Genomic DNA, 17,990 nt, shown 5'->3' with positions numbered 1-17,990 from the left:
CGGCATGAGCACGCTCCACGGCAAGACGATCATCATCTCCGGCGGCAGCCGCGGGATCGGCGAGGCCATCGCGGTCCGCGCCGCGCGTGACGGGGCGAACATCGCCCTGCTCGCGAAGACCGCCGAGCCGCATCCGAAGCTGCCGGGCACGCTCTACACCGCGGCCAAGGCGATCGAGGACGCCGGCGGGCAGGCGTTGCCGATCGTCGGCGACGTCCGCGACGACACCTCGGTCGAGGCCGCGATCGCGCGGACCGCGGAGCAGTTCGGCGGCATCGACATCGTGCTCAACAACGCGAGCGCGATCGATCTGACCCCGACCGAGTCCGTCAGCATGAAGCGCTACGACCTGATGCAGGACATCAACGCGCGCGGATCGTTCCTGCTGTCGAAGCTCGCCATCCCGTATCTGAAGCTCGCGGAAAACGCGCACATCCTGACGCTGTCACCGCCGATCAGCCTCGACGAGAAGTGGTTCCAGGCCGGGCATCTCGCGTACAGCATCGCGAAGTACTCGATGAGCCTGGTGACCGTCGGGCTCGCGGCGGAACTGCGGCAGTACGGCATCGCGGCGAACTCGCTGTGGCCGCGCACGACGATCGACACCGCGGCGATCCGCAACGTCGTCGGCGCGGAGCTGGCGGCCAAATCGCGGACGCCGGAGATCATGGCCGACGCCGCGCACGCGATCCTCACCAAACCGAGCACCGAGGCGACGGGGAACTTCTACCTCGACGACGAGGTGCTGGCCGCCGAGGGCGTCACCGACTTCTCGAAGTACCGCATCGGCGAGCGGGAGGAAGACCTGCAGCTCGATTTCTGGGTCGAGGCGCGTACCCCAGAATCAGGACCATGATCCGCGAACCACAGCAGGAGCGCAGCCGCACGACCCGGCGGCGGCTGGTCGAGGCCGCCGTCGAGACGATCGGGGAACTGGGCTGGAACGGGACCACCGTCGCGCTGATCGCCGAGCGCGCCGGGGTCTCGCGTGGTGCCGCCCAGCACCACTTCCCGACCAGGGAGGACCTGGTCGCGGCCGCGGTCGAGCACGTCGGCGAGATCCAGATCGTGGAACTACGCGCCCGCGCGGCGGAACTGCCGTCGGGCCGCTCGCGGATCGAGCGGGCTGTCGACATGGTGCTCAACCTCTACAGCGGGCCGCTGTTCCGTGCCGCGCTCCACCTGTGGGTCGCGGCTTCGACCGACGACTCGCTGCGGGCGACCCTGGTGCCGCTGGAGGCCCGCGTCGGCCGCGAAGCACACCGGGTGACCGTCGAACTGCTCGGTGTCGACGAGTCCCACCAGGGCGTTCGCGAGCTGGTCCAGGCCACTCTCGATCTCGCCCGCGGCCTGGGCCTGGCGAACCTGCTGACCGACGACACGAAGCGGCGCAAGCAGATCGTCGCGCAGTGGGCGCGGGTGCTGGAACCCACCTTGGCGTCGGCGAAGATCTGACGGAACCGACAAGTCACCGACAACGTCTGAGATCTTGTTAACACTGATGGAGCAGCGGCCGATAACACGGTGTGAGTGCTGCTGATTCAGGTGGCTGATCGAGAGAGGTCCAGTCCGGTGTCCGGTTCAGAGGTCGAACTGTCCCATCGCGCGATGGCGATGCTGCGAGCGGTCGCGGCGCGCCGTGCCCAGATGTCGTGCAGCTGCGAGCCGGATCTCTTCATCGACGGGTTCGCCTGCTGCGATCAGATGACCGCGCACGCGCTGGCCCGCGACGGCTACATCCGCCCCGCCGAGTCCACCGGACCCTCCGCGGTCACCGGCCGGGTGCCCGCCGAGCTGACCGAGGCGGGCGAAGCTGCGATCGCGGTCACCGCAGCGGCCTGACCTTTCACCGCATCGTCTGTCCGCAGTGGACGACGACCGTTTACAAGCACCTCCCGCGTTCCTAGGATCCACCCCGGGATGAGGCCGTCGCCGAGCGACGGGCCTGGGTTGGGAGGTGCCGATGGCACGCACGGCTCGCCGCGATGCCGGTGAGGACGCCCTGAACCCGCTGTGTCGAACTCGCCAGCGGGTTCATCAACGGACACTGAGCGAGTTGATGCGGGAAGCCGGTGCGGCGCCCCGTCGCCGGGGACCGGGCGGGCCGAAGCACCGGGCTCCGGAAACCGCTTCCGGCACCGGCCGGATCCGGCGGATCTCGGCGCTTTCGGCGGGCGGCGTGCTCGTCGGCGGGCTGCTGGCCGTCGTGCTCGTCCCGGCCGACCCGGCCGACGTCGTCCCGGGCACCCCGCTCCTGCCTCCGTCGCTGACCATCGCCCCGCAGGCGATCGACGTCCCGGTCTCCTCGCCCGTCCCGTCGGGACCCCCGGGCGGCAGTGTCGCACCCCCGCCGCCGATGACCGCGTCGCTGCACGGCTCGGAGACGCCGTCCCCGACGCCGACGCCGGAACCCGGAGAACGTCCGGAGCCGCGCACCGGCCATCACGACTTCGAGCAGTATTACGAGTGGTACTACGGCGGCGGCCATCAAGGCGGTCGCTGGCCGCAATGGGGCCGGTAGCGCCGATCGGGTGATCGACGGCGTCGCTCACCGTCGAAGAAGAATCACGATTCATCTCCGGTTTCGTCCGTTCGTGTCTGCTTGTCATTTTTCCTGTGCCCCGCCTTCGGCCGGATACCTACGATGGTTCGCACTCTCCATTCCTCCCGGAGCACGGCTAGGGGCTGAAACAGGAAAATGAGTGTGGACCGACATTCTCCCGCGGTGCAGTTCGCCCGGAGAATGCTGATCAACCGCGAGGCGGGGAATCCGTCACGCCCGCAGCCGGTGACGTTGCTGCTCGGACCGGTCGGTTCGGGGAAGACCACCGCACTGGAAGCGATCCGCCGCGACCTGGGCTGGGGCGTCGTCCACGCCGGATTCGATTTCGGGCAGGGCGGCCGGGCGGGCACGATCGACGTGCTCGCGAAACTGGCCTACTCGTTTTCGAGAAAATGGCGAAATCGAGCGAAACCGCAGTTCATTCGTTTCACGATCGCGCTGATCGCAGTCCAGGCGGAACTTTCCGGCCGAAATCGCGACGAAGACCTGGCGCAACTGAAGTCGTTGCTCGGCAGTCTCGACCGGATAATCTGGACACCGGCGATGGACAGCACGCTCGACACGCTGACCGAGACGGCGAAGGCGACCGGTCTCGTCGAGCCCCCGTACGCGGATCTGTTCCGCCAGACGTTCCCGCATCTGGTGCGGAACATCCGGCCCCGGCTCGGGAAGGCGCTGCGGTCGCTGGCGGACTTCCCTCACGCCGAGGGGAGATCCCCGTTCGACGCGCTGCTCGAACTCAACCGGCTCGCGCACGGCAGCGCCCGTGACGCCAAGGCGGTCACCGAATGGCTGATGGCGGCGTTCCTCGGCGACGTCCGGGAGAACCATCCGCGGCTGGCCAGGCCGGAGGAGAAGAGTCCCTGTACCTGCGACATCTCCCAGCAGCGCCGGCACTGGCACAACTGGGTGGTGGTGCTCGACGACGTCGACCACCCCGGCGGGACCGAGTTCCTCTCCGACCTGATCGCCGCCAGGGAACGGCATGCCGTCCAGCATCCGAACGACCGCGACGCACACGACGCGCTGCTGGTCATCGCCACCAGCGGACGGTGGCACGACGACTGGAACACCGCCTGGCTGGCGCCGTGGAAACCCGTGCCCGCCACCGGGTCCGCGGCCCGGCCGATGGTGGACTGCGAGGAGGCCTCGTACGACGACTGGGCGAACCCGGCCAACGGCGCGCTCGACTCGGCCTACTACCCGGTCCGGATCTCACCCCAGTCGATCGGGCGGATCGCGCGGATCCTCGATTCCGGCGCGCGGACGCCGAAGGTGACGCTCGCGCACCGGGCGACCGGCGGACTTCCGTCGGCGGTCGAGCAGCTCACCGGGCGCCTGCGGGCGAGCGACGCGCGCGAGGGCGATCGAGACCTGCTCACCACCGATCCGCGTGGCGGGGACGATCCCTGCTACACCAGGCTGACCAAGCTCGCCCTGACCGACCACCTCGACGACGTCCACGTCGACGACTTCGTGACCGCGGCCCCGTTCGCGACCGCGCCCTGGCTGATCCCGGACGCCGCGCAGAGCCGGATCGACCAGCCGCACGTCGGGCGGATCCTGACCGAACTGCGCACGTCGTTGTGGGTGACGGCCAGGAACTCGCCCGGTTCGACCGACGACCAGGCCGCCCTGCATCCGTGGATCGCGGCGAACCTGGTGTCCGCGCTGGCCCGGCGCGGGGACGGGGACGGGCCGACCTACACCGGCCAGTTCAAGGCACTGCGCGACGATCCGGACACCGCACAGGATCCGGTGCGCCTGGCCTACTGCAATCTCGCGCTGGGCGACATCGGCGAAGTGGTCACGTTCTTCGAGCGCGAGTTCAACCGGATCCCGCACGCTGAGTGGATCGCGAAGCTCGAGCTGGTGCTGAACGCGCCGGACGCCCTGCCGCCCGAGCGGGATCACGCGGAACTGTACGAAGAACTCGTCAACCTCGACAACGCGCAGTGCCCGGCCGGCCGGTCCGAGATCCGGAACAACGTCGCCCGGCTCATCGCGGCGGGCTGGCTGACCGCCAACCCCTTCGCGGTCCGCGGGCAGGCCCAGCACCAGGTGATCGCGAACGCCTTCGCCGCGCTGGCCACCACTTCGCACCAGCCCGACGTCGGCGCGCTCGTGTCGGCCAAGGAAGCCGCCCGTCGCGGCGAATTCCCCTGACCCGGAACGGAACTCCGTCATGTCCTGGCTCGATTCGTTGAGAACACGTATGTCCGAGGCCCGTGAACGCGCGGCGACGGGGCCACCGGTGCGGCCACGCGGCTGGGCGCACCGCCATCGGGTGCTGCTGATCGTGATCGTCGTCGTGCTGCTGGGTGCCGCGCTGGTGTCGATCAGTCCGTGGGAATCCTGCGGCCGGGGGCTGCGCGCGGTGGACGCGGACGAGGAGTCGATCGGCTCGTCGTACGTCTGCGTCGGGCTGAACCTCGACTCCGGTCCGATGCGGGCCGACGATCCGCTCGATCCGTTGGAGAAGCTCATCAAGAGCCGCAACGAGAAGGCGGGCGAGAACTTCAAGACCATCGTGGTACTGGAGAACCTCGCGCCCGATCCGAAGGTCGACAGCCAGCCGTTCCCGTTCGTCCGGCGGGAGGTCCAGGGCGCGATCACCGCCGCGTGGCCGAAGAACGGGCCGCCGGGGATCAAGCTCCTGCTGGCCAACTACGGGAGCAACGCCGAACACTGGCAGGTCGTCGCGGAGGAGATCGTCGCCGCGGCCGCCGCCCAGCGCATCGTGGCGGTCACCGACATCGGCATCAGCACGGAGAGCAGCCGGGCGCTGGTGGCCGAACTGTCGCGGCACGGGATCGCCACGATCGGCGCGACCGTCACCGCGGACAACATGAACACCGACCCCAAGGGCGTGCGGATCGACAACTTCTTCCGCGTCGGCCCGACCAACACCGACGAGGCCCGCGCCGCGGCCGGATACATCGCCGCACACGGTTTCCAGCGCGTGATGATGATCCAGGGGGTCAGCAAAGAGGACACCTACGCGACCACGCTCGCCGAAGCCTTCCAGAGCTCCTCGAAGGTGCCGGTGATCTTCACGAAGACCTACGACGTCAAGCCGCTCACCGACACCTCGCGTGAGGCGTATCTGCGAGGGCTGTTCAGCAGGTGGCACAACGACATCTGTGGCGCGAGACCCAACCTGATCTACTTCGCCGGCCGTGGACTGGACCTCGGTGCCCTCGTGACGGCGCTGGCCGGCGACGGCGCCTGCGAGGGGCTCGACACGGTGACCGTGATGACCGGGGACGACGCGAGCACGCTCGCCGGGAAACCCTTGCCGTTGAACAAGGACATCAGTGTCCGGCTCCGCTACACGGCTCTCGCGTATCCCGACCAGTGGGATATGTTCACCGCCGATCCGGCGCATCCGACGTACAAGAAGAATTACGACAACTTCGTCGCCGAATTCACCGGTACCCACGGTTTCCCCAAGGCGGAACTGTGGGACGGCGCCGCGATGATCGAACACGACGCCGTCGCGGCGGCCGTCGAAGCCGCGGTGCAGAACGTGTCTTCGGATCCGGTCTCGGTGCCGGACGTGTTGCGCAGCATCGACTGCAACTCCCCGGTGCCCGGCGCGACGGGTTTCATCGCTTTCGACCAGGCGACGGGGAATCAGCTCGACAAGGCGCTGCCGATCCTGTCGATCGATCCGGACGGTTCGGTGCATCCGGTCGATCTGGTGTGGTCGCGGGGGAGGCCGCTGAACACGAAGGCGGACTGCGGCCGGTGATGCGGTTGTGAGTGGCGATTCGGGTTAGAACCCGAATCGCCACTCACGACCATCTGTACCGAGGGCTCACCCTGGGACTGACACCGGTGGGGAACGGAAGTCAGCCGGTGTAACCCGCGACGATCTTGGTGTAGTCGTACTTGCCCTGCGAGATTCCCGCGCAGTTGTTGCAGTCGCGGTTCACCGCCCAGAACGACAGCCGGGCGAGATGTTTGCTCGCCGCGTAGTCGCGGATCGCGCGGAAGTCGGCGACGCTGACGGTCTCGCCCGCCACGTCGGTCTTCCCGTTCATCGACGAAAGCCCGCTGCGCCGGTAGGCCGCGTCGTCGCTCAGGCCGAAGGTGGACTTCACGACGTTCTTCAGCCCGTCCACGGCACTGCGGGTCTTGCCCGCCATGTCACCGCCGCTGGAGAAGTCGAACGGCATGACCGACCACGCGTCGACGCCCGCGCCGAGCGCCTTCGACTGGTTGATCAACCGCTTCCCGTGCGCGTTGGGGCCGCTCACCTCGGTCGGGATGGTGATGACCACGCGCAGGCCGGGGTTCTTCTGCTTCGTGATCTTGATGGCGTTCAGGATCCGGTCCTGGACGGTGTAGTTCTCGAATTCGTCGGTGTTCTCGATGTCGAGGTCGATCGCCTTGAGCTTGTAGGCGTCGATGACCTTCTGATACGCGCCGGCGAGTGCCGCGGGGGTACCGCATTTCGGCCCGAGCTTCGTCCCGGACCAGCCACCGAACGACGGGATGACGTCGCCGCCCTTGGCGCGGATGTTGTTGATCATCGTGGCGTCGGAGCCGGTGAGGGAACGGCTGCCGTCCCATTTCGGGTTGCAGCCGCCGTCGGAGAGGATGAACGCGAGGGTGAAGGCCTTGACCCCGGTGGCGTTCATCGCGGCGATCGGGTCCGTCTGTCCCGACCACTGGTACAGATAGGGCGAGGCGAGCACCGGGTCCGGGGCCGCCGAGGCGACGGGGGCGAGGCCGACGGCCGTGGCGAGAGCGGCGCCGGCGGCGGTGGCCAGTGTTGCCCAGCGTCGTAGGGATTTCATAGGTCCTCCAACTGGTACGCGCGCGGCGAGGCGCGCAGGTGTGGAGCACCTCCGTCTTGACGCGGCGTATCAACCGGGAGGTCACTGTGTGCTCACTCACGGTGGACTAGACCATTGAGGACTGTCAAGAATTCACCGGAATTCCCGGGGGAGACGACCGACCTTAGTAGGGGGTCATGACCCGGAAAGCGGATCGACACCACCGCGATAACCGGCTAGTTTGCCGAAATGGTGGGGGACTCCCTGATGGCGACCGGAAGCCGCGGCCGGAGAGACCGGCTCGCCGCGCCGCGCCGGATCCTGGGGTCCTGGAGCCTGTGGGAACTACCCAGACGGGGCCTGATCGGATACCTCCTCCTCGTCGACTTCGCCGCTTTCGCCGCCACCGCCTACCTCTTCGTGTTGAGGCCGCCCGCGCCGTCGTCCTTGCTTCCGTTTTCGGCTCTGCTGGGGGGAATGATCCTCAGTTCGGAGCTTTCGCGGCCGGTCGAGCGGTCCCGCGCCGACACGCGGCTCGGGGCCGGACTGGACGCGGCGTGGATTTTCGCGGGCGCTTTGCTGTTGCCGCCCGCGCTCGCCGCGGTACTCGTCGTCGCTTCGGCGGGCTACCGCTGGTGCCGGATCCGGCGCGGGATCCCGCACCGCCAGGTGTTCGCGGCCTCCGCCACCATGCTTTCGGCGCTCGGTGCCTCGATCATCCCGGTACTGCTGGGGGCCCCGCCGTTCGCCGACGCGCCAAGGGATTTCGAGAGTTTCGCCCTGGTTTTCGCCACCGGCCTGATTTTCCTGTCCGTCGACGCCGCTTTGGCCGCGCCCGCCGCCGAATTCGGGGCCGAACCGTCGGGGTTCGCCTTCGACGCGGCGATGGTCGCGTTCGGATTGCTGCTCGCGTGGTCGGCCGCGGACTGGCCGTACGTCGCCGTGGTACTCGCGGGGGCGCTCGTGGTACTTCACCGAGCCGGGACGATGCGCGCCCTGCGCGGCCACGCGGGTACGGACGCCGGCACCGGATTGCTCACCGCGTCGTCCTGGTTGGACGGTGCGCGCACCCAGTTCGAATTGCTTCGGAGCCGTGGCGCGGATCTTTCGCTGCTGATGCTCGATCTGGACCACTTCGCCCGGCTCAACGACCGGCACGGGAGGCATGTCGGTGACGACGTCCTCCGTGCGGTCGCGGACACTTTGCGCGCGGAGGTCCGGGCGGCGGACCTGGTCGGCCGGTTCGGCGGCGAGGAATTCGTCGTCCTGCTGCCCGGCACCACCCGATTCGACGCGCACGCGATCGCCGAACGCATCCGGATGCGGATCTCCTCGACGTTCGTCTCACTGGGTGGGACGTTCGCGGGGGCGACCGTCTCGATCGGGGTGTCGTCGCATCCCGCCGGCGGCGAGACACTCGACCGGCTCGTCGGCGCGGCGGATCAGGCGATGCGCGCGGCGAAGGGGGCCGGGCGCAACCGGACCGTCGTCTTCGAGGCCGAAAGCTAGTCCTCGGCGGGGACGCCGATGTCCTCGAACCACAACTCCGGGTGGTCCCGGATGAACTCGGTCATCAGCGCGGTGCACGCGGGGTCGTCGAGCAGGGTGATCTCGACGCCGTTCTCCTCGAGCCAGCCGTGCCCGCCCTCGAACGTGGTGGCCTCGCCGATGATCACCCGGCCGATGCCGAACTGGCGCACCAGCCCGCTGCAGTACCAGCAGGGGGAGAGGGTGGTGACCATGATCGTGTCGCGGTAGTGCGGCCGCCTGCCCGCGTTCCGGAACGCGGAGGTCTCGGCGTGCATCGACGGGTCGCCGTCCTGGACCCGGCGGTTGTGGCCGCGGCCGAGCAGGACACCGGCGGTGTCGAAGAGAGCGGCACCGATCGGGACCCCGCCCTCGGCCTTGCCGAGTTCGGCCTCTTCGCGGGCGACGGACAGCAGCTGCGCGGGATCGATCACCTGGCCCACCTTACGGCTCGTGCCCACCACGCCACCGTGGCCAAGGGGCGTGAGTGATTTGGGTCGTTAGAGCCAAGGGTGTGTCTTAGGTGCCTGCTGGCTTTTGGGCGCGGCTTGATCGCATGCCCGCTCCGTGAAGGCCTCCTTGCCTACTCTGAAGGTAGTGAAGGAGGCCTTCACGGACTCCCGGCTCGCGACATCAGCCCCAGGTGCACCGGCAGCCTCAGCAGTCACACTGGTGGCGCGTGAAGGACCCCTTCCCTCGGCTCAGCCGAGGAAACTCGACCTTCGCACCTCCCAAGTACATGAAGGCCCCCTTCCTTGCGCCAGGCGCAAGGAAGGGGGCCTTCATGTACCTCAGGCTGCCCAACCCGAGCCGCGAGCCAATGCGGACCGGACCTGTCCTGAATGTCTGCCAGACTCCCTCCCATGAAGCGAGCGAACCGATGACCACCGGCACGTCGGCACGGCTGCTGAGGCTCCTCTCCCTGCTGCAGGCGCGGCGCGACTGGCCGGGCGCCGACCTGGCCGACCGGCTGCAGGTCGACGTCCGCACGGTCCGGCGCGACGTCGAGCGGCTGCGCGAACTGGGCTACCCGGTGCACGCCACGCCCGGGGTCGCGGGCGGCTACCGGCTCGGCGCTGGGGCCGCGCTGCCGCCCTTGCTGCTGGACGACGACGAGGCGGTCGCGGTCGCCGTCGGGCTCCGCACGGCCGCGAACGGGACGGTCTCGGGGATCGAGGAGACCTCGGTGCGCGCGCTCACGAAGCTGGAGCAGGTGCTGCCCGCCCGGCTCCGGCACCGGGTGACCGCGCTGAACGCCGCGATGATCCCGCTCGGCGGCGTCGTCCCGGTCATCGACGCGGCCGCGCTGACGGTCATCGCGTCCGCGTGCCGCGACCATCAGCGGCTCCGGTTCGGCTATCGCAGCCACAGCGGCGACGTCACCGAGCGCTACATCGAGCCGTTGCGCCTGGTGCACACCGGGCGCCGGTGGTACCTGGTCGCGTTCGATCTCGATCGTGACGACTGGCGGACCTTCCGCGTCGACCGCATCGACGGCGTCCCGGACACGAGTTTCCGGTTCACGCCGAGGGAACCGCCCGCCGAGGACCTCGCGGCCTACGTCTCCCGCGGGATCACGTCGTCGCCGTATCCGCACCAGATGGTGCTGCGGGTCAACGCCTCGGCGGAGGCGCTCGCCGAGTACGTGTCCCCGACCGCCGGGACGATCGAGGCCATCGACGAGCGCACCTGCCGGGTCAGGGTCGGTTCCAACGACCTCTCGGTGATGCCCTACTACCTCGCCCACTGGGACGTCGACTTCGTCGTCGAGGAGGCCCCGGACGAGGTCAAGGAGCGGCTACGACTGGTCGCCGACCGGTTCGCGCGCGCGGTCGTGTGAGTCCGAAGTGGACCGTGCGCGTTTGGCGAGCAGGCCGATCGAACCGAGCGAGATCAGGGCCAGCACGATGATGTAGAGCGAAACCGACATCGAGGTGCCGGTGGATTCCAGCAGCAGCACCATGATGAACGGCGCGAGCCCGCCGCCGACGACCGCGCTGATCTGGTAGCCGAGCGAGGCGCCGGTGTAGCGCATCTCGGCGGTGAACAGTTCGGCGAACAGCGCCGCCTGCGGGCCGTACATGATGCCGAGGAACAGCGAGCCCACGAACGAGGCGACCACGAACAGCGGCAGCGACGCCGTGTCGATCAGCAGGAACATCGGGATCGCCCAGAGCGCGACCCCCGCCGCGCCGAAGGTGTAGATCTTGAGCCTGCCGATCCGGTCGGACAGTTTCGCCGCCAGCGGGATGATCGCCAGCTGCAGCGTGCTGATCAGCAGCGTCGCGACGAGCACGGTGGTCCGCGACATGCCCAGATGACGGGTGGCGTAGTCGAGGACGCCGTTCAGCAGGATGTAGAACGTGGCGGTGTTGACCATGAACGAGCCGCCGGCCAGCAGCACCGTGCCCTTGTGGTGGCGCAGGACGTCACGCAGCGGTGACTTGGCCCGGCCGCGTTCCTCGGCGGCGAGTTTCGCCTCCGCGCGGCGGTATTCGGGCGTTTCGTCGATCTTGACGTGCATGTACCAGGCCAGCCCGAGCACGAGGACGCCGACCAGGAACGGGATCCGCCACGCCCACACGAGGAAGTCGGACGGCGGCGCGACCTGCGCGGCGATCAGGAACACCGTGTTCGCCAGCACGACCCCGATCGGGACGCCGAGCTGGACCAGGCTGCCGTAGAGACCGCGTTTCCCGGGCGGTGCGTACTCGGTGGCGAGCAGCATCGCGCCACCCCACTGGGCGCCGACGGCGACCCCCTGCACGAGCCGGAGCAGCACCAGGAGGATCGGCGCGGCGATGCCGATCGAATCGTAGGTCGGCAGCAGGCCGATCAGCGTGGTCGCCGCGCCCATCAGCGCGATCGCCAGCACCAGCACGGGTTTCCGGCCGCGTTTGTCGCCGAGGCTGCCCGCGATGATCCCGCCGAGCGGCCTGGCGAGGAAGCCGACCGCGAACGTGGCGAACGAGGCGAGGACGCCGGCCGCGGCGTTGGTGGTGGGGAAGAAGGTCTTCCCGAACACCAGGGCGGCGGCGATCCCGAAGACGAAGTAGTCGTACCACTCGACTGATGAGGCGAGTGCCGCCGCGGTCGCGGCCCTCCTGCGCTGGGAGACGGTGATCGTCGGTTCGGCGGCGGTTCCGGGGGCGTTCGGTGCGGTGTCGGCCATCTGGATGCCCTTCGCTCGGCGCTGCTGCGGCGATGCAGTCCGGGCAAGTTAACAACCGCTTAGTATGTGGTCAACGTCTCAACGGGTAATTCTGGATACCGACCAGTTGGTATGTCACTCTGGTGGCGGTATCGCCCGGGAAGGTCGATCAGTACTGGTCAGGAGAGTTTCGTGCCGAGCATGCGCAGCACCAGCTCGCTGTACTCCTGGCCCAGCTTCTTGGGGGTCTGGCGCGCTCGCTCGCTGTACCAGCGGGAGACATCGACGCCGAGCGAGAGCACGGCGCGGGCCGCGGTGTGCGGGTCGCCGACGGTGAACACCCCCGCCTGGGCGCCTTCGGTGATGACCTCGCGCACGACCTGCTCGATGCGGCGGCGCAGTTTCGCGACGATCTCGAACTCCTCGTCGGGCAGTGCCTGCAGTTCGTACTGCACCACGCGGGCCACGGTGTGCCGCCGGGCGTGCCAGGCCACGAAGTCCTCGACCAGCAGCCGGATCCGCTCGACCGGATCGGTCTCCCGCGCCACGACGCTCTCGACCAGGGACAGTGTCTGCTCGTGGCCGTACTTCGAGATCGCGAACAGCAGCGCGGCCTTGGACGGGAAGTGCACGTACAGCGCCGCGGGGCTCATCCCCGCCGCCGAGGCGATGTCCCTGGTGGTGGTCGCGTGATAGCCGCGCCGAGCGAAGGATTCGACCCCGGCCAGCATCAGCCGCCGTGCCGTCTCCGGCTGGACGTCGGGCCACAGTTCGGCCGACAGCGACATGGTCATCCGCAGATCCTCCCAGACGCTCGAACCGGAGTGTGGGCTTGACAGCGTCTCCGGACCTTCCCATTGTAAGTGAGCGCTCGCTTAGTGAATGCGCTCGCTAGTGAACACAGAGGAGATCGACAGAGTGAACCACTCCTTCAAGGATCGCGTCGCGATCGTCACCGGGGCCAGCCGGGGCATCGGCCTCGGGATCGCCAAGGACCTCGTCGAGCGCGGCGCGAAGGTGTGCATCACCGCGCGCAAGCCGGAGCCGCTCGCCGAGGCGGTGGCCGAACTGGGCGGCGAGGCCGTCGCCATCGCCGTTCCGGGTAAGGCCGACGACGACGAACACCAGGCCGAGGCCGTCGCCAAGACCATCGAGACCTTCGGGCGGCTCGACATGCTGGTCAACAACACCGGCATCAACCCGGTGTTCGGGCCCACCCTGGACGTCGACCCCGGTGCCGCCGCGAAGATCTTCGCCGTCAACGTGCTCGCCCCGCTTTCGTGGACCCGCCGGGCGCGGGACGCGTGGATGGGGGAGCACGGCGGCGCGGTGGTGAACGTCGCGTCCATCGCCGGGCTCGGCGCGTCGCCCGGGATCGGGATGTACGGCGTCAGCAAGGCCGCGCTGATCCGGCTCACCAAGGAACTCGGTTTCGAGCTGGGCCCGAAGATCCGCGTGAACGCCGTCGCGCCGGCCGTGGTCAAGACCAAGTTCGCGACCGCGCTGTACGAAGGCCGCGAGGAAGAGGTCTCGGAGCCGTACCCGATGAAGCGCCTCGGGGTCCCGGCGGACATCGCGAGCGCCGTGTCGTTCCTGCTTTCCGAAGAGGCGGGCTGGATCACCGGGCAGACGATGGTCCTCGACGGCGGCGTGACACTGGCCGGTGGCCTGTGACGCCGTCCTTCACCGGATCCGGTGTCGTCGTCACCGGCGGGGGCGGCGGGATCGGTGCCGTACTCGCCCGCCGGTTCGCCGCCGAGGGCGCGCGCGTGGTCGTCGGCGACCTGAACGGGGACGCCGCGGCCGAGGTCGCGAAGGAGATCGGCGGAACCGCCGTCGCGGGTGACGCCGCGAGCGAAGCGGGTGTCGCGTCGCTGATCGCGGCGGCCCGCGAAACCCTCGGCGAGATCGACGTCTTCTGTGCCAACGCCGGGATCGCGCCGATGGGCGGCGTCGACGCGCCCGAGGAGGACTGGGCGCGGATCTGGGACGTCAACGTCATGGCGCACGTGCGCGCGGCGCGGCTGCTCCTGCCGCCGTGGCTCGAACGCGGGCGCGGGCACTTCATTTCGACGGTGTCGGCGGCGGGATTGCTGACCAGTCTCGGTTCGGCGTCGTACTCGGTGACCAAACACGGGGCGCTCGCGTTCTCCGAATGGCTGTCGGCGACGTACCGGCACCGCGGGCTCACCGTGCAGGCCATCTGCCCGCAGGGCGTGCGGACGGCGATGCTGGAGAACACCGGCCCCGCGGGCGAACTGCTGATGGGCGCGTCGGCGATCCAGCCGGAACAGGTCGCGGACGCGCTGTTCGAGGCCATCGCCGAGGACCGGTTCCTGGTGCTGCCGCATCCCGAGGTCGCGGACTACTACGCCGCGCGGGCCACGCAGACCGACCGCTGGCTCGGCGGGATGAACAAGCTGCAGCGCAAGGTGGAGCAGGCCATCGGGGAGTGAGCACCGCGGGACCGGCGCGGCTTAATCGCCTTGGTACGGCGGGAAAGCCGGCGGGCGGCGTTCGTTCCAGCTGGCCAGGCCTTCGGGAAGTTCCGGGTGGCCGAAGGATTCGAGCATCAGGGCGGTGGCTTCCCGGGCGGAATCCTCCAGGGAGAGCCCGGCTTCTCGAAGGACCTGCCGCTTCATGAGCGCCATGGAGCGTGGCGCGCTGTACGTCGCGAGTTCGGTGGCGTAGGCCATCGCCCGGGCCGAAAGCTCTTCCGGCGGCACGACTTCCTGCACCAGGCCGTACTCGTACGCCTGTTCGGCGGTGAAGGTCCGCCCGGAGAGCAGCAGGTCGAGCGCCCGCCCGCGGCCGACGAGTTCGGGCAGCAGTTTCGCCACACCGTATTCGGCGATGAGACCCCGCCGCGCGAAGGCGGTGGTGAACTTCGCGCCCGCCGCGGCGAACCGGACGTCGGCGGCGCAGGCGATCACGAAACCGAGCCCGGCGCAGCCGCCGTTGATCGCCGCGACCACCGGCGCGTCGGCATACGCGGCGGCGAGGACGTCGCGGAAACCTTCCCGTTCCGGCGTGCCCGTGCCGTGGGCGGAGATGTTCTCCAGCAGCCCCAGGTCCGCGCCGGGGCAGAAGGAGCGCCCGCCGCCGGTGACGACGACGGCGCGGACCCCGGGATCGGCCGACGCCGCGCCCATCAGCCGGCCGTAGCGGATCTGCATCGGCTGGTCCATCGCGTTGCCACGTTCGGGTTTGTCGAAGGTGATCGTGGCGACGGCGCCGTCCACGGCGTACCGGACCGTGTCCGCAGTGTCCACTTCGGACGGTGAGAGCTGATCGGTCACGTCGACCTCCTTGCGTCATCGACATACTAAGCGGATGCTTACGGGATCGTCGAGTCTTGTCAGGGAGGAAACCTGCATGAGCCGGTACGAAGCGAAGCCGTGGCTGGCCGCCTACGAAGATCGGATGAAGGCGGCGGAGACACCGAAAGCGACCACGGTCCCCGCGTCCTTCCGGCGGGCGGTGCAGCGCTCTCCGCAGGCCACGGCGATCGCCTACTTCGACGCCACGATGAGCTACCGCGAGGTCGACGAGCTTTCCGACGGCGTCGCGCGTCATCTGCTGGCCTCCGGTTTCGCCCCGGGCGACCGGCTCGCCCTGGTCCTGCAGAACATCCCGCAGTTCGTGCTGGCGTTGCTCGGAGCGTGGAAGGCGGGCGGGATCGTCGTCCCGGTCAACCCGATGTACCGCGAGCGGGAACTCCGGCACGTCTTCGAGGACGCGGGGGTGCGCGCGGTCGTGTGCTCGCAGAGCGGCTGGAACCGCCGGATCGGCCCGCTCGTGCCCGGCAGCGGCGTGACCATCGCGCTGACCACCAGCGAACTGGACCTGCAGGGCCGCGACGATACGCGGGTGTTCGGCGGGATCGTGCGGGAGCCGACCCCCGGCGCCGCCGACCTGCTGACGGTGGCGCGGGCGGCGGGAGATCCGCCCCCGGACCCCAGCCTCGGCCCCGACGACGTCGCGCTGATCAGCTACACGTCGGGCACCAGCGGGACGTCGAAGGGGGCGATGACCACCCACGGCAACCTCGGCGCGAACGCGGCCGTGCTGAGCGCGTTCAGCGGTCTCGGCGAGGGCGCCACGCTGTTCGGTCTCGCCCCGCTGTTCCACATCACCGGCATGGTCTGCGAGATCGCCTCCGCGATCGACATCGGCGGCACGCTCGCGCTCGCGTACCGGTTCGAGCCCGGCGTGGTGCTCGACGCCTTCCTGGAGCACAAGCCCGTGTACACGGTGGGCCCGTCGACGGCGTACATGGCGCTGATGGCCCACCCCGGCGTCGGCCGCGAACATTTCGAGTCCTTCGAGTTGCTGTACTCCGGCGGTGCCGCGCTGCCGCCCGCCGTGGTCGGCACGTTCCGGGAACGGTTCGGCCACTACATCCACAACGGCTACGGGCTCACCGAGACGACCGCGGGTTGCATCGTCGTCCCGAGCAGTCTCGAAGCGCCCATCGACGAGGCGTCCGGCACGATCTCGATCGGCCTGCCGGTGCCGGGGGCGATCGTGCGCATCCTCGGCGAGAACGGCGAGGAACTGCCGTTCGGGACGGCGGGCGAGATCGCCGTCGAAGGTCCGATGGTGATCCCCGGCTACTGGAACCGGCCCGAGGCGACCGAAGCCGCGCTGCCCGGCGGCAGGCTCCTGACCGGCGACATCGGCTTCATGGAGCCGAGCGGCTGGGTCTACGTCGTCGACCGCAAGAAGGACATGATCAACGCCTCCGGGTTCAAGGTCTGGCCGCGTGAGGTCGAGGACGTCCTGTACACGCATCCGGCGGTGCGTGAAGCGGCCGTCGTCGGCGTTCCGGACGAGTACCGCGGCGAGACGGTGAAGGCCTACATCAGCCCGGCTCCGGGCACCTCGCCTGATCCCCAGGATCTCGTCGCGTACTGCAAGGAACGCCTGGCCGCGTACAAATACCCGCGCGTGATCGAGGTGCTCGACGAACTGCCGAAGACGGTGAGCGGCAAGATCCTCCGCCGCGAACTCCGGGAGAGGGGCTGAGCTGAAGGGCGCGCGCCCTTGGTCGAGACCAGGCGCGCCGAGCAGCCGACCTCGTACCAGACAGGTGATTCGAGCGGGGAAGATTTGGGACGTTCAACGTCCCAAATCTTCCCCACTCGACCGTGCCACGGAGAGCTTCCGGCTCCCCTTCGGCGGTTGTGCGTGCGTGAGGGACGGTGCGTGTTTCCGGTGGCCTTGGCCGGCATTGAGTCCCCGTTCCCCGTGCGTCGACAAACCGGCCGGTATGCTGAGTGTCCGCACGAGAAGGAGCCGGTCATGACACGAGCGACCACCCGGAAGGCCGAGGCAGGCGGCGAAGACCAGGCCGCCGTCCCGCGCCGTCTGCTGTCGCACGCCACGAAGCTCTTCGCCAAGAAGGGGTTCGACCGCACCTCCGTGCAGGAGATCGTCGAGGCGGCCGGGGTCACCAAGGGCGCGATGTACCACTACTTCGGCTCCAAGGACGACCTCCTTTACGAGATCTACGCCCGGGTGCTGCGCTCGCAGACCGAGCAGCTCGAAAAGGTGGCATCGAGCGAGGCGCCGCTGCGGGAGCGCCTGCGCTCCGCCGCCTCCGACGTCATCGTCAGCACGATCGACAACCTCGACGACAACACGATCTTCATGCAGTCCATGCATCAGCTCAGCGTGGAGAAGCAGAAGGCCGTCCGCGCGGAACGCCGCAAGTACCACGAGCGGTTCCGCACGCTGATCGAGGAAGGCCAGGAGTCCGGCGAATTCCGCGGCGACAAACCGGCCGACGTGATCGTCGACTTCTTCTTCGGCTCGGTGCACCACCTCGGTTCGTGGTACCGGCGTGGCGGCGCGCTCTCGGCCCGCCAGATCGGCGACCACTTCGCCGATCTCCTGCTGGCCGCGCTGCGACCCGAGTAGAGCCGCTCGGCGGGGTCCGGCACTTTCGGACGGACCCCGCCGG

17 protein-coding genes are annotated in these 17,990 nt (G+C 69.0%); 12 read left to right on the top strand and 5 right to left on the bottom strand.

Annotated features, from left to right (window positions below):
• Window positions 1-4: 4 nt before the first annotated feature.
• The 6 genes from DMC61_RS06105 (at window position 5) to DMC61_RS06080 (ending at window position 6,317) form a co-directional block, all read left to right on the top strand.
• Window positions 5-856: an NAD(P)-dependent oxidoreductase gene (locus DMC61_RS06105; RefSeq protein ID WP_016333219.1), complete on the top strand. Its 852-nt coding sequence runs from the start codon at window positions 5-7 to the stop codon at window positions 854-856.
• Complete coding sequence (locus DMC61_RS06100; RefSeq protein WP_125687516.1) at window positions 853-1,455, top strand: TetR/AcrR family transcriptional regulator; 603 nt, start codon at window positions 853-855, stop codon at window positions 1,453-1,455. Before DMC61_RS06105 ends, DMC61_RS06100 begins: the two co-directional genes overlap by 4 nt.
• A 117-nt stretch (window positions 1,456-1,572) precedes the next feature.
• Window positions 1,573-1,842: a hypothetical protein gene (locus DMC61_RS06095; protein ID WP_125687514.1), complete on the top strand. Its 270-nt coding sequence runs from the start codon at window positions 1,573-1,575 to the stop codon at window positions 1,840-1,842.
• Window positions 1,843-2,059: 217 nt separating this feature from the next.
• Window positions 2,060-2,521 (top strand): hypothetical protein, encoded by a 462-nt coding sequence (locus DMC61_RS06090; RefSeq protein ID WP_125688093.1) that lies wholly within the window; start codon window positions 2,060-2,062, stop codon window positions 2,519-2,521.
• Between the two features lie 183 nt (window positions 2,522-2,704).
• Window positions 2,705-4,729 carry a hypothetical protein gene (locus tag DMC61_RS06085; RefSeq protein ID WP_125687512.1) on the top strand — a complete coding sequence of 675 codons (2,025 nt, stop codon included), beginning with the start codon at window positions 2,705-2,707 and terminating at the stop codon, window positions 4,727-4,729.
• 19 nt (window positions 4,730-4,748) lie between these two features.
• Entirely contained in the window at window positions 4,749-6,317 is a 1,569-nt protein-coding gene (locus DMC61_RS06080) for an ABC transporter substrate-binding protein (RefSeq protein ID WP_233594718.1), read from the top strand.
• A 100-nt stretch (window positions 6,318-6,417) separates the two neighbouring features.
• Here DMC61_RS06080 and DMC61_RS06075 read toward each other — a convergent pair whose 3' ends face one another.
• Entirely contained in the window at window positions 6,418-7,368 is a 951-nt protein-coding gene (locus tag DMC61_RS06075) for a chitinase (RefSeq protein ID WP_072027785.1), read from the bottom strand.
• A gap of 246 nt (window positions 7,369-7,614) precedes the next feature.
• Between DMC61_RS06075 and DMC61_RS06070 the strand changes: the two genes are divergently transcribed.
• Complete coding sequence (locus DMC61_RS06070) at window positions 7,615-8,856, top strand: GGDEF domain-containing protein (RefSeq protein WP_125687510.1); 1,242 nt, start codon at window positions 7,615-7,617, stop codon at window positions 8,854-8,856.
• Here DMC61_RS06070 and DMC61_RS06065 read toward each other — a convergent pair.
• Window positions 8,853-9,317, bottom strand: coding sequence for a nucleoside deaminase (locus DMC61_RS06065; protein WP_199749931.1), 465 nt, complete (start codon window positions 9,315-9,317; stop codon window positions 8,853-8,855). The two genes, DMC61_RS06070 and DMC61_RS06065, sit on opposite strands and share 4 nt — an antisense overlap.
• Window positions 9,318-9,754: 437 nt before the next feature.
• Between DMC61_RS06065 and DMC61_RS06060 the strand changes: the two genes are divergently transcribed.
• The gene (locus DMC61_RS06060; protein ID WP_072027782.1) at window positions 9,755-10,714 is read left to right on the top strand and encodes a YafY family protein; all 960 of its coding nucleotides are present in this window, start codon (window positions 9,755-9,757) and stop codon (window positions 10,712-10,714) included.
• Here DMC61_RS06060 and DMC61_RS06055 read toward each other — a convergent pair.
• Window positions 10,673-12,046: an MFS transporter gene (locus tag DMC61_RS06055; protein WP_125687506.1), complete on the bottom strand. Its 1,374-nt coding sequence runs from the start codon at window positions 12,044-12,046 to the stop codon at window positions 10,673-10,675. The genes DMC61_RS06060 and DMC61_RS06055 overlap by 42 nt on opposite strands.
• Before the next feature lie 158 nt (window positions 12,047-12,204).
• Window positions 12,205-12,819 (bottom strand): TetR/AcrR family transcriptional regulator, encoded by a 615-nt coding sequence (locus DMC61_RS06050; RefSeq protein WP_016333230.1) that lies wholly within the window; start codon window positions 12,817-12,819, stop codon window positions 12,205-12,207.
• 124 nt (window positions 12,820-12,943) lie between these two features.
• Between DMC61_RS06050 and DMC61_RS06045 the strand changes: the two genes are divergently transcribed.
• Window positions 12,944-13,699 (top strand): SDR family oxidoreductase, encoded by a 756-nt coding sequence (locus tag DMC61_RS06045; protein WP_016333231.1) that lies wholly within the window; start codon window positions 12,944-12,946, stop codon window positions 13,697-13,699.
• Window positions 13,696-14,481 carry an SDR family oxidoreductase gene (locus tag DMC61_RS06040; protein ID WP_125687504.1) on the top strand — a complete coding sequence of 262 codons (786 nt, stop codon included), beginning with the start codon at window positions 13,696-13,698 and terminating at the stop codon, window positions 14,479-14,481. The genes DMC61_RS06045 and DMC61_RS06040 overlap by 4 nt, the downstream gene beginning before the upstream one ends.
• 21 nt (window positions 14,482-14,502) lie before the next feature.
• On the opposite strand, the gene DMC61_RS06035 is transcribed toward DMC61_RS06040, so the two are convergent.
• Window positions 14,503-15,324 (bottom strand): enoyl-CoA hydratase-related protein, encoded by an 822-nt coding sequence (locus DMC61_RS06035; protein ID WP_233594717.1) that lies wholly within the window; start codon window positions 15,322-15,324, stop codon window positions 14,503-14,505.
• 76 nt (window positions 15,325-15,400) lie between these two features.
• Here DMC61_RS06035 and DMC61_RS06030 point away from each other — a divergent pair, with 76 nt between their 5' ends.
• Both DMC61_RS06030 and DMC61_RS06025 read left to right on the top strand, forming a co-directional pair.
• Window positions 15,401-17,053, top strand: a complete 1,653-nt coding sequence (locus DMC61_RS06030; protein ID WP_125687502.1) for an AMP-binding protein — start codon at window positions 15,401-15,403, stop codon at window positions 17,051-17,053.
• A gap of 276 nt (window positions 17,054-17,329) precedes the next feature.
• The gene (locus tag DMC61_RS06025) at window positions 17,330-17,947 is read left to right on the top strand and encodes a TetR/AcrR family transcriptional regulator (RefSeq protein ID WP_016333237.1); all 618 of its coding nucleotides are present in this window, start codon (window positions 17,330-17,332) and stop codon (window positions 17,945-17,947) included.
• Window positions 17,948-17,990 lie beyond the last annotated feature (43 nt).

It is taken from the genome of Amycolatopsis sp. WAC 04169 (assembly GCF_003947535.1).
GTDB classification, from domain to species: domain Bacteria; phylum Actinomycetota; class Actinomycetes; order Mycobacteriales; family Pseudonocardiaceae; genus Amycolatopsis; species Amycolatopsis keratiniphila.
Note: the sequence above shows the minus strand (reverse complement) of the source record. Positions and strands in the feature narration are given on the sequence as shown.